We start from the raw sequence: 12,002 nt of genomic DNA, 5'->3' as shown, positions 1-12,002 counted from the left end.
AGCTCACGCAGGGCGAACGCCTCGCGCACCATCTCGGTTTCGGTTTTGGCCATCACCTGGGCAAACAACCGAGCCTTGGGGCCCAGCACGTCGCGCAGGGCGGGCAGCAGCTCGCTCAGCGGCAATCCCCCAGCGGCGGTAATGGAAGGGTTGGTGGTGACACCAGCCAACGGCAGGATCCGTGACCAGCGACGCACTGCCGCCACATCGGCGGTATCGAGATACAGCTCCATCTCTAACTCCTTAACGGGATGTTCAATATGTCGCCATTCTAGCGACAAAACATCTGCGCATTGCTTGATCAAAATCAAATCAACTTTCGAATGAAGGCAAATAGAATGAAAAACAAAAGGAGTCGGTATGATTTTCGACCTGCAACGATATTCAACTCACGATGGCCCCGGCATTCGCACCCTGGTGTTTCTCAAGGGGTGCTCGCTAGCTTGCCTGTGGTGTCAGAACCCGGAAAGCCGCTCTCCCCAGCCGGACATCTTGCTCGACCGGCGTCAATGCATCGAGGGATGCCAGCTCTGCAGCCAGGCCTGTCCGGCAATCTTGCATGACAGCGAAGGCATTCAGCTCACCCGCTCTGCCCTCAGTGCACAAGATAGGGAGCGGCTGCGTGGCCTCTGCCCCAGCGAAGCGCTGCAGGTGTGTGGCCGGGATGAAACGCTGGACACCCTGATGGACACCATACGGCGGGATCGCCCCTTCTTCGAGCGCAGCGGCGGTGGTGTCACCCTCTCCGGTGGCGAGCCTTTTATGCAGCCCGACTTTGCCGCCGCCCTGCTGGCCCGCTGCAAGGCAGAAGGGCTGCACACCGCGGTCGAGAGCTGCCTGCATGTTCCATGGCACCAGATTGAGCCAAGCCTCCCCTCACTGGATCTGGTGCTGGCGGATCTCAAGCACGTGGATAAAGAACGTTTCTTCAACTGGACCCGCGGCAAGGTGGGGTTGCCCATCGCGAACCTCAAACGCCTGGCCGAGCACGGCGTGCCGATGCAGATCCGGGTGCCACTCATTCCCGGCTTCAATGCCGACCGCGAATCGATCACCGCCATCACCGACACCGCCGCCAGTCTCGGCACTGTGCAGGAGATCCACTTCCTCCCCTACCACACCCTGGGGATGGGCAAATATGCCCTGCTGGATCTGCCGTATCAGGCGCCGGAGACACCACTCGACGACCCCGATTTACTCAGCTTTGCCCACGCATACGCCCAACGTCAGGGGCTGACCCCTGTGACCAGAGGATAAGATCATGACCCAGCTCGACCTCAATACCCTCAGCCCGCGGATCCGCGCCCACAAAGAGAGCCTGATCCACATCGTTCAGCCACCGGTCTGCACCGAGCGTGCCCGCCACTACACGCAGGCCTATCAGGCTCATCTCGCCCGGCCGCTGCCGGTGCGCCGCGCCCTGGCGCTGGCCCATCACCTCAAGGAGCGCACCATCTGGATAAAGCACGACGAGCTTATCGTCGGCAATCAGGCCAGTCAGGTGCGGGCGGCGCCTCTCTTTCCCGAATACACCGTGAGCTGGATTGAGAAGGAAATAGACGAGCTGGCAGACAGACCTGGCGCCGGTTTTGCAGTCAGCGAAACCGACAAGGAGATCATCCACGCCCTCACCCCCTTCTGGCGCGGCCAGACGGTGCAGGATCGCTGCTTCGGCCTCTTTACTGACGAGCAGAAAGCGCTGCTGGAGAGCGGCATCATCAAGGCCGAGGGCAACATGACTTCGGGGGATGCCCACCTTGCGGTCAACTATGAGGAGCTGCTCACGCTGGGTCTCGATGGCTTCAAGGCCAAGGTGGCCGAGCGGCGCAGTCGGCTGGATCTGGCGGATTGGGCCGATCTGCAACGTGAGCAGTTCCTGCACGCCGTCGCCATCACCCTGGATGCAGTCAGCGATCACATCGCGCGCTACGCCACTCTTGCCCACGAGATGGCCAGCGACATGGCTGCGCAAGAACCGTGCCCCGAGCGCCGAAGCGAGCTTGAGACCATAGCGCTCAACTGCGCCCACATCGCCCACCAGCCCCCCGAGACCTTCTGGCAGGCGCTGCAACTCTGCTACTTCATCCAGCTCATCCTGCAGATCGAATCCAACGGCCACTCGGTGTCGTTTGGGCGGATGGATCAGTACCTCTACCCCTGGTATCGCCGCGAGGTGGAGCTGTCAGAATCCCTGTCACGCCCTCGCGCCATCGAGCTGCTGCAAGGGTGCTGGCTCAAACTGCTGGAGGTAAACAAGATCCGCTCCGGCACCCACTCCAAGGCCTCTGCTGGCAGCCCCCTCTACCAAAACGTCACCATCGGCGGCCAGAACTGGCGCGATGGCGCGGCCCATGACGCGGTCAACGGCCTCTCCTACGCCATTCTGGAGTCCTGCGGCCAATTGCGCTCCACCCAGCCCAACCTCTCGGTGCGCTACCACGCCGGGATGAGCGAGGATTTCCTCGACGCCTGCATTCAGGTGATCCGCTGCGGCTTTGGCATGCCCGCCTTCAACAACGACGAGGTGGTGATCCCCGAGTTCATCAAGCTCGGGGTGAGCGTGGAGGATGCCCACCACTACGCCGCCATCGGCTGCATCGAGACCGCCGTGCCCGGCAAGTGGGGCTACCGCTGCACCGGCATGAGCTTTATCAACTTCGCCCGCATCCTGCTGGCCTCCCTCGATGGCGGTCGCGATGCCACCACAGGCCAGGTATTCCTGCCCCAAACCCAATCGCTGCGAGACGGGAGCTTTGGCAACTTTGACGAGGTGATGGCCCGCTGGGATGAGCAGGTGCGCTACTTCACCCGCAAATCCATCGAGATCGACTGCGTGGTCGACAGCGTGCTGGAAGCGCAGGCCCACGACATCCTCTGCAGCACCTTGGTGGATGACTGCATCGAGCGCGGCAAGACCATCAAGGAGGGGGGCGCCGTCTATGACTGGGTATCCGGTCTGCAGGTGGGGATTGCCAACCTCGGCAACAGTCTGGCGGCCCTGAAGAAACTGGTGTTCGAACAGGGTGTGGTGGGGCAGCAAGAACTGGCTGCCGCGCTGGAGCAAGACTTTGCCGGGCTGGCGGGGGAGCAGTTGCGCCAACGCCTCACCAATGCCGCCCCCAAATACGGCAACGATCTGGACGAGGTAGATCTGCTGCTGGTGCAGGCTTACCAGAGCTACATCGACGAGCTCAAGGGGCTGCACAACACCCGCTTCGGGCGCGGCCCCATCGGCGGCACCTACTACGCAGGCACCTCCTCCATCTCCGCCAACGTGCCGTTCGGTGCGGCCACCCTGGCCACCCCGGATGGTCGCCACGCCCGCACCCCGCTGGCGGAAGGGGCCAGCCCCTCCTCGGGGTCGGATCGTCTCGGCCCGACCGCAGTGTTCAACTCCATCGGCAAGCTGCCCACGGCGGCTATCCTCGGCGGGGTGCTGCTCAACCAGAAGCTGAGCCCGGCCAGCCTTGAGAACGAGCGGGACAAAACCAAGCTGATGAGCCTGCTGCGCACCTTCTTCGAGGTGCACAAGGGGTGGCACGTGCAGTACAACATCGTCTCGCGCGAAACCCTGCTGGCAGCCAAGGCCAATCCGGATCAGTACCGGGATCTGGTGGTGCGGGTGGCGGGCTATTCGGCCTTCTTCACCGCCTTATCCCCGGATGCGCAAGATGATATCATCGCCCGCACCGAGCACAGTCTCTGACGGGGCGCACCCCATGGCGCCTGTGACGTCATATGATTGGCAAGCCACCCTCGGGTGGCTTGCCGCTATCCACCACCTTGCATGCGAGCGCACCATGAATCCACGCCACCAACTGATCCTCACGCTGGTCCATCAGGCTCGCAAGATGAGCGTGAGTGAGCTCTCCCAACACACAGGCGTGTCAGAGGTGACGGTGCGCAACGACCTCACCGCACTGGAGAAACAGGGGCTGCTCAGACGAGTACACGGCTCGGCCATGGCGCTGGAGACCGATGACCCGGATGCCCGGATGAACATCAACTATCTGCTCAAGGAGCGCCTCGCCGAGCGGGCCGCCCAGCTGGTGGACGATGGCGAGACGGTCTTTATCGAAGGGGGCAGCGCCAACGCCATGCTGGCGCGCCACCTCGCCCTGCACAAACGGGTCACCATCATCACCATCAGCAGCTATATCGCCCATCTGCTCAAAGACACCCCGGCTCAGGTGGTACTGCTCGGCGGGCTGTTCCAGCATCAGAGCGAAAGCGTGGTGGGGCCGCTGACGCGCCTGTGTATCGAGCAGGTGCACTTCTCCAAGGCCTTTATCGGGGTCGACGGTTTTCACCCCGAGGTGGGCTTTACCGGCCGCGACATGATGCGGGCCGACGTGGTCAATAGCGTGCTGGCCAAGGGGATGACCAATGTGGTGATCACCGACAGCAGCAAATTTGGCGCCATCCACCCGAGCCAGCTCGGCGCGCCGGGTCAGATCACCGTGCTGGTCACCGACGATGCCCTGCCCGCCACCATGCGTGCGGCCATCGCGGCCAAGGGGATCACCCTGCACTGCGTTGCCGCCTGATCTGCCCTGACCTTGCCACCAGAACCCGCCATCGCCCCCTCTACCAGTAACTCCCAAACGGGTCTTTCACCTTGACACTCACCACATGCCCAAGGGTATGCTCCCCCCTTGCCGATAGCTGCGGGCCGCCAGTCGCCGCCCCTCTGATGACAAGGATTTCAACCATGCAAACCAAGGACAAGTGTCTGGCCGCCCTGGTCATCCTCTGCTGGGGGCTCAACTTCGTCGCCATCAAGTGGGGACTGGAGGGCATTCCCCCCCTGCTGCTGGGGGCGCTGCGCTTCATCGGCGTGGTCTTTCCCGCCATCTTGCTGGTGCCCAAACCCACCATACCCTGGCGCTGGCTGCTGGCCTATGGCGGTGCCATCAGTCTGGGCCAGTTCGCGTTTCTGTTCAGTGCCATGAAGTTCGGTATGCCCGCGGGCATGGCCTCGCTGGTGCTGCAATCCCAGGTGGTGTTCACCCTGCTGTTTGCCATGATCTGGCTGGGGGAGCGCTGGCAGCCTCACCACTGGGTGGCGCTGCCTTTGGCGGGATTCGGCCTCTATCTCATCGCCACAAGCGGCGAGGGCAACCTCACCCTGCTCGGCTTCGTCTTGACACTGTGCGCCGCTGCCTGCTGGGGTCTTGGCAACGTCATCAATCGCCAGATCGGTCTGCGTTATCACACCTCCCTACCCAGCCTCATCGCCTGGGCTGGTCTGGTGCCGATATTGCCATTTTTCGCCCTCTCCTGGCTGTTCGAGGGGCCGGAGCGCATTGCCAGCAGCTTGCTCAATTTCAGCTGGCAAGGATTACTGTGCGTGCTCTATCTCTCTTATGTTGCTACCTGGCTTGGCTACGGCCTGTGGGGACGGCTACTGATGCGCTATCCGGTAGCGCAGGTAGCACCGCTCTCCCTGCTGATCCCCTGTGTCGGCCTGGTGGCGGCCGCTATCCTGCTTGATGAACACCCGACCGCCTTGCAGTGGCTGGGCGCTGGCCTGGTACTGCTCGGCTTTGTGGTCCATCTGCTGGGTGGCCGACTGCGCTGGTTCAAACCACAGAGCGCAACTTGATAACCACCCGCTTATTTACGTCATCCCATTGACCTGACAGGATTAAATTTTCATGATGAGCCAGTCCCCCATCGGGACTGGCGTCACCAAAGCGTGACCTGCAGGAAGCAGACCATCAGGAGAGAGCAAGGATATGCCATCGACCATCACCGCCGGGGGGCGTTGCCTCCCCCACTTCATACGCGCCACCGCCATCACCCTGACGCTGTGCTGGAGCCCGTTTGGCTGGAGTGCCACACTGCCCGCTGACTTGAAATGGGAGAGCAACAACACGGATCCGGTCTATGCCGATCCGGCCGCCAAGCGCGGCGGCACGTTTCGCACCTTTATGACCAGCTTTCCCCTGACCCTGCGCAAATTTGGCCCCGACTCCAACGGCGGGTTTGCCGGCTACGTGCGGGAGACCAACCTGCCACTGCTGAGCACCCATCCGGTGACCGGCAACCCCATGCCCATGCTGGCAAGCGAATGGGCCTTCGGTGCCGACAACAAGACCCTCTATTTTCGCATCAATCCCAAGGCACGCTGGTCAGACGGCCAGCCAGTCACCGCCGATGACTGGCTCTTTACCCTCAAGATGATGCGTAGCAAAGCGATCAACGACCCCTGGTACAACAACTACTACAGCACCCAGATAACCGATATCACCAAGTTTGACGATCACACCCTGGCCATCACCAGCGGTACCGAAAAGAGCCGCCAGGACCTGCTGGAGTCGCTGCCCATCAGCCCGGAGCCGAGCCACGCCATCAAGCTCACCTACAACTGGGTCAAGGAGTACAACTGGAAGTTGCTGCCGTTCACCGGCCCCTATCAGATCGATCAGCTGAAAAAAGGCAAGTCGGTCACCTTCAAGCGAATTGAAAACTGGTGGGGGGATGACGAGCGCTATTTCCAGCATCGCTTCAATCCGGAGCGGATCGAGATCAAGGTGCTCAGGGATCAGAACATCGCCTGGCAACACTTCCTGCGCGGCGATCTCGACACCTTCCCGCTGAACATGCCCAACTGGTGGCACGACAAGACCAAAACAGCGGCGTTCGAGAAGGGTTATATCGAGCGGGCCTGGTTCTACAACCAGACCCCGCAATCGCCGATGGGGCTCTATCTCAACACCGCCGATCCACTGCTGAGCAATCTCGATGTGCGGCTCGGCATCCAGCATGCCCTCAACCTCGACAAGATGCTCACTACCCTGCTGCGGGGGGATTACCAGCGCCTCAACAGCTATGGATCGGGTCAGGGGGAGTTTACCAACAGCGAGCTCAAGGCCCGTCCATTCGACCCCAAACTGGCACGGGAATACTTTGCCAAGGCCGGTTTCAACAAGGTGGGGCCGCAGGGGATTTTGCAAAATGACCAAGGGCAATCACTGACCCTCTCCATCACCTACACCACCGCAGAACATGCCCAGCGGCTCACCTTGCTGCGAGAAGAGGCGAAGAAGGCAGGACTCAATCTGGAGCTCAACCTGATGGATGCCTCAGCCGGTTTCAAATCAATGCTGGAGAAAAAACATCAGAGCGCCTGGATGGCCTGGAGTGGTGGCCGCTACCCCGCTTATTGGGAATTTTTCCACAAGTTCAATGCCAACAAACCCCAGACCAACAACATCATGAACATCGATGACGACGCCATCACGGCGCTGGTGGAGCAGTACGACAAGGAGTTCGACTTCGCAAAAAAAGCGGCCCTTTCACGGCAGATCCAGCAACGGCTCTATGAGCTAGCCAGCTTCGTGCCAGCCTATCAGGTGCCCTACACCCGGGAAGGAGCCTGGCGCTGGATAAAACTGCCCAAAGTGCCGGCGCCCCCCAAGAGCGAGCAGCTCTACTGGCCACTCGACGGCGGAAATAGCGGCTACAGCTATGGTGGCCTGTTCTGGATTGACGAGCAGGCGAAAGCGGAAACCAGGGCAGCCATCAAGAGCGGCAAGACCTTCCCCGCCGTCACCCTGACCGACACCCGCTACCAGCAGCACTGAGGCTGCTCACCCAGTCATGGGTCTCGCCCCCAAAAAGACGCAGCCCATAGAGCCGAAAACAAAAGACCCCGCACGTTGGCGGGGTCTTTTTATTGCAACCAGGGTTGCAAGGGAAGCTCAGGAGCGATTAAGCGCGCTTGGCCTGCTTCTCGGCAATGGCGTCGGCCACGTCGGCCGGCTCCAGCACTATACCTTCCTGATCCGGAGTCGGGAACACGGCAACACACAGCTCGTCTTGCTCCATACCGTCGACCCAGCGCTCCAGCCACACCTTGAGGGTGATGGACTGCGGCTTGCACTCGGCCCACTCACCCTCGGCCCACGCCTGGGCGTACTCGGGGTGCGGCCATACCGGAATGCAATCTTCATCGTCGGTGGTCAGCATCATGACACCGTGCTCGTCGGTCAGGACGAACAGCTCTTCGTGCTCGACCAGCTTGCTGATGAAGTGCTCGTAGCGGTAGTCAGCGTTCAGTTGCAGCGCAGCATTGCGCTCGGTTTCGCTCAATTCATAGCTCATTGGCCAAGTCTCTCTTTCAATAAAGGGCGCCATGTTCACATCTTGCTGACGGCTTGTCCAGTATGAGAGGTCGGTCACCTATTTTTCGGCAATGTCAGCCCAGTTCAGGCGTTACCAGGGTGATCTCCACCGTCTCGCAGCAACGCTGACGCAACCAGTAGGCAGACTCCACTTCGACGAAGCAGAGTTGATCCCGCCCTGCCTGCACGCCCTGCATGATCTGCTCGAACCGCAATTGCTGTTGCTGCTCCCAGGCGCTGGCCAGTCTGCTGCCATGGGCCTCGTCCACCACCTCGCGGCGCAGCTCGAACAGATTATCGGTGATCGGGCTGTTTATCTTGGCCGGGCTATGCCAGTACATCAGCAGGTTGTCCATCATCTCGGTGTCATAGTTGGCAAGGGCATCCAGCTCGGGGGTCGCCCCGACATCGCTGGCGGCAAAATCACACCAGCCCGCAGTCAGCGGCGCCAGGGTTTGCGCAGCCGCCCCCTTGCCATGCTGACGCAAGGAGGCCACATCCGATCCCTTGATTGCAGGCAGCCAGACATCGCCCTGATGCTGGTCAAGCAGCGGCAGCAACAGAGATGTGGGATAGACAGGGAAACGGGGGCCGAGAGAGTGAAGCAGTGATACTAGCGTGATCTTAACCATGAGGGACGCCTTGAACTGGAAGGCCGATCAACTGTGTTCGGCCAGAAAGACAAAGGAGGCCCTTATCCTATCATGTTTGACTGCTGGCGAGCGGACTCACATTTTCACGGCTCAAATCGGAGGGCAGTGCCCAAAAAAACAGCGTTCAGGCAGGGGGACGCCAGAGAAAGCCCAATAGTTTGAACCAGCGCCCACTAAAGTGGATCCGGGAATGCTAGTTTGCATACATCTTTAGCGTAAGGAGTGCATTCATGATTGGGATCGACCAGATTTCTAACGACTTTGTAAACGACTTGAAAATACTGGCATGCTTTGATCCGGCCAACATGAGCCTGGGGATCAAGTTGCGCAGTGACATGTCTGACGAGCTGTGCCAGGCGGCTGTACGCCTGCATCAGCAAGGTCTCATCAGCGCAGAAGATGGCGGCTACCTGACTCCTTTTGGCATGACCATGGTTGAGCATCTGCAGCATCTGATCGTCGCACTCAAACCGCTTTGATCGCCTGCGGGGCCCAGAGTGAAAAGTTGAGCAACTCCCAGCGTGAGCCCTGCCGCAACAAACAGGCAAACAACAAAGGACCTTCGGGTCCTTTTATTTTGCCATCGACCATCCATTCACCTTCCCGTTTCGGCAAAGGCTGAGCCTTGATCTCATCGGGTATGCTCATGCTTCCCAGGCGAACTTGTACAAATTGCTGACACACGGCTTTCGCTTCGGTGGCAAACGCATTCTGTGCCTCAGTGTCGACGGACATGAGCAGGCTGGCGGCCAGTAGAAGCGATGGGATCATGGTGAGAGAGGACGGTGAAAGTGAGGTCGATACAAGCCTAAAAAACCCCTATAAACAAAAAGCCGTGGAACCAGAGGCACCACGGCTTTCTTAAATTCTGTAAGAATTACAGAGCAGTTACGTTCTCAGCCTGCGGGCCTTTCTGACCTTGGGTCACAGAGAACTGTACGCGCTGACCTTCAGCCAGGGTACGGAAACCGTTACCGCTGATAGCGCTGAAGTGAACGAAAACGTCCGGGCCGTTTTCTTGCTGGATGAAGCCAAAACCTTTGGTTTCGTTGAAAAACTTAACGGTACCGGTGATCATGTTAGACATATCTATAACCTGTATTCAAATAATTACTTATGCTTTTCAGCGGATAAAGCTCAAAAACGGGATTAACTTATGAACAACAGGAAAAGATGTAAAACATCATATTCATTGACATAACTTTCGCCCTTTCAAGCTGATTTAGATTATACGTGGCTTTGGGGATTACGCAAACAAATTTGTGCCCTGCCGACGGCAGGGCACAAGGGTTTATAGCGCGGGAGCTTCCAGTGCCTGAACCAGGATCTTGAGGAAGCGTGCAGCCTCACCGCCAGTGCAAGCTCTGTGGTCAAACGTCATCGACAATGGCAGTGCCCTGACCGGACGAGCCTCTCCGTTGATGAACACCACCTTCTCGAACAACTTGCCGGCGCCAATGATGGCGACCTGAGGTGGCGTCACTATGGGGCTGGCATAGCGACCGGCGATAGCACCGAAGTTGGTGAGGGTGATGGTCGCTCCCTGCAGCATCTCCCGCGGCACGGCACGCGCTTTCACATCGGCGATCATGCGATCCAGCCCCTGCCGGATGTCCGCCCCCTCCCGCTCTGCCACGTTCTCCATCACTGGCACATAGAGTCCATGCCGGGAGTCCACCGCGATGGCGACGTTGACCTCGCTGAACAGCCGCCTTGAGAGGGTATCGCCGTCAAACCAGGCGTTCATGGAGGGCTCGGCACGACAGGCGACCCCGATGGCCTTGATGAGGCGTACCGTCACATCCTCATCCAGCTGCCAGTGACGCAGATCTACTTCGTCGGTAATGCTGACCGGCACCACTGTCTGATGGGAGAGCTCCATCGCCTTGGCCATGGCACGGCGCGAGCCCTTCAGGAATTCGTTGCCGCTGTCTTGAAGAGCCTCAAATGCCTCCTGCACATCATGCTCTGTCACCATGCTGGCGCTGCCACTGCCCTTGATCCGGTCGATATCCAGTCCCAACTTTTGCGCCAGCAGGCGCACGGCAGGCATGGCTTGTACCAGGCTGCCACCTGGGGCTATGGCACCCACCACGAAGTGATCCTCAATATGCTGTTGATGAGCACTGACCTTGCCAACCACAGTGCCGTCATCCTCGCCACCTTCGAACTCCACCAGCGGCGCACCGATGTGGAGTATGTCGCCCTCCTGCCCGCACAACCTGGCGATCACCCCCGCCACCGGCGAGGGCACATCCACCAGTGCCTTGGCGGTTTCTACCGACAACAGCACCTGATCGACACTCACTGTATCGCCGGCACTCACCTTCCATTCGACTATCTCGGCCTCGGCCAAGCCTTCGCCCAGATCCGGTAATTTGAAAAATTTCATAGCCACTTCTCCATCAGCTGATGAGCCGCGTCCGCGATATCCTGCTCGGTGATGAGGTAATACTCTTCGTTGCGGTAGTAGGGCACGGCGGCATCCACCCCGGTAAGGCGCCTTGGCGGCGCCTTGAGAGAGGTCAACGCCTCCTCGGTGACCCGCGCCACTATCTCTGCGCCCACGCCGAAGCTGCCGCACGCCTCATGCACCACCAGCAGACGGCCCGTCTTGCGCACCGAGGCCAGAATGCTCTCCATGTCGAGGGGTTTGATGGTGGCGAGATCCAGCACTTCACACTGGATATCCTGTTCCGCCAGCAGGCTCGCTGCTCGCATCACCTCCTGGATGCAGGCTCCCCACGCAACCATGGTGATATCCCGTCCCGGCCGCAGGGTGAAGCAGACGTCCAGCGGCAGGCCGACACCGTCATCCACCACATCCGACTTCATGGAGCGATAGATACGATCAGGCTCGAAGAACATCACGGGGTCCGGGTCGCGAATGGCCGACAGCAGCAAGCCATAGGCCCGCCTCGGACTGGAGGGAATCACTACCCGCAGCCCCGGAATATGGGCAAACAGGGCTTCGACGCTCTCGCTGTGATGCTCCGGCGAGTGGATGCCGGCGCCATAAGGAGAGCGGTAAACGATGGGACAGGAGAGGCGGCCACGGGTGCGGTTACGCATCCGCGCTGCCTGGCAGATGATCTGCTCCATGCCGGGAAAGATGAAGCCCTGAAACTGGAACTCGGCCACCGGCTTGAGCCCCTGGGTCGCCATGCCGACGGCCACCCCGGCGATCAGCCCCTCGGCGAGCGGCGTATCGATCACCCGC

At 60.1% G+C, this 12,002-nt stretch carries 13 protein-coding genes; 6 read left to right on the top strand and 7 right to left on the bottom strand.

Annotated features, from left to right (window positions below; translation table 11 throughout):
• Positions 1-233 (bottom strand): transaldolase family protein (locus tag AAC083_RS16270; protein WP_339736248.1); only part of this gene is annotated, 233 nt, incomplete at its 3' end.
• Positions 234-360: 127 nt separating this feature from the next.
• Between AAC083_RS16270 and AAC083_RS16265 the strand changes: the two genes are divergently transcribed.
• The 5 genes from AAC083_RS16265 to AAC083_RS16245 all read left to right on the top strand — a co-directional run bounded on the left by AAC083_RS16265 (position 361) and on the right by AAC083_RS16245 (position 7,589).
• Complete coding sequence (locus AAC083_RS16265; RefSeq protein WP_108537152.1) at positions 361-1,257, top strand: glycyl-radical enzyme activating protein; 897 nt, start codon at positions 361-363, stop codon at positions 1,255-1,257.
• 4 nt (positions 1,258-1,261) lie between these two features.
• A complete protein-coding gene (locus AAC083_RS16260) occupies positions 1,262-3,706 on the top strand; it encodes a formate C-acetyltransferase/glycerol dehydratase family glycyl radical enzyme (protein ID WP_108537151.1) in 2,445 nt (814 codons plus the stop codon).
• Positions 3,707-3,800: 94 nt separating this feature from the next.
• Positions 3,801-4,547, top strand: a complete 747-nt coding sequence (locus AAC083_RS16255) for a DeoR/GlpR family DNA-binding transcription regulator (protein ID WP_108537150.1) — start codon at positions 3,801-3,803, stop codon at positions 4,545-4,547.
• A 164-nt stretch (positions 4,548-4,711) separates the two neighbouring features.
• A complete protein-coding gene (locus AAC083_RS16250; protein WP_108537149.1) occupies positions 4,712-5,605 on the top strand; it encodes an EamA family transporter in 894 nt (297 codons plus the stop codon).
• A 133-nt stretch (positions 5,606-5,738) separates the two neighbouring features.
• A complete protein-coding gene (locus AAC083_RS16245) occupies positions 5,739-7,589 on the top strand; it encodes an extracellular solute-binding protein (protein ID WP_108537148.1) in 1,851 nt (616 codons plus the stop codon).
• Positions 7,590-7,716: 127 nt separating this feature from the next.
• Here the strand turns inward: AAC083_RS16245 and AAC083_RS16240 are convergent, their stop codons facing one another.
• On the bottom strand, positions 7,717-8,109 hold the full coding sequence (locus AAC083_RS16240; protein WP_042036410.1) for a DUF2750 domain-containing protein: 393 nt from the start codon (positions 8,107-8,109) through the stop codon (positions 7,717-7,719).
• Positions 8,110-8,203: 94 nt separating this feature from the next.
• Entirely contained in the window at positions 8,204-8,761 is a 558-nt protein-coding gene (locus AAC083_RS16235; RefSeq protein ID WP_042036409.1) for a hypothetical protein, read from the bottom strand.
• 251 nt (positions 8,762-9,012) lie between these two features.
• Here AAC083_RS16235 and AAC083_RS16230 point away from each other — a divergent pair, with 251 nt between their 5' ends.
• On the top strand, positions 9,013-9,261 hold the full coding sequence (locus AAC083_RS16230; protein ID WP_005320240.1) for a TIGR02647 family protein: 249 nt from the start codon (positions 9,013-9,015) through the stop codon (positions 9,259-9,261).
• Here the strand turns inward: AAC083_RS16230 and AAC083_RS16225 are convergent.
• The 4 genes from AAC083_RS16225 to AAC083_RS16210 form a co-directional block, all read right to left on the bottom strand.
• Positions 9,248-9,553 (bottom strand): hypothetical protein, encoded by a 306-nt coding sequence (locus AAC083_RS16225; protein ID WP_042036407.1) that lies wholly within the window; start codon positions 9,551-9,553, stop codon positions 9,248-9,250. The genes AAC083_RS16230 and AAC083_RS16225 overlap by 14 nt on opposite strands.
• Positions 9,554-9,659: 106 nt before the next feature.
• Entirely contained in the window at positions 9,660-9,869 is a 210-nt protein-coding gene (locus tag AAC083_RS16220; RefSeq protein ID WP_005331438.1) for a cold-shock protein, read from the bottom strand.
• Between the two features lie 204 nt (positions 9,870-10,073).
• Positions 10,074-11,174 (bottom strand): dihydrolipoamide acetyltransferase family protein, encoded by a 1,101-nt coding sequence (locus AAC083_RS16215; RefSeq protein ID WP_108537147.1) that lies wholly within the window; start codon positions 11,172-11,174, stop codon positions 10,074-10,076.
• On the bottom strand, positions 11,171-12,002 hold an 832-nt coding region (locus AAC083_RS16210), incomplete at its 5' end, for an alpha-ketoacid dehydrogenase subunit beta (protein WP_258224723.1). The genes AAC083_RS16210 and AAC083_RS16215, both read right to left, overlap by 4 nt.

The organism is Aeromonas sp. HMWF014 (assembly GCF_963878295.1).
GTDB lineage: Bacteria > Pseudomonadota > Gammaproteobacteria > Enterobacterales > Aeromonadaceae > Aeromonas > Aeromonas popoffii.
This window is presented reverse-complemented; position numbering and strand designations above follow the sequence as displayed.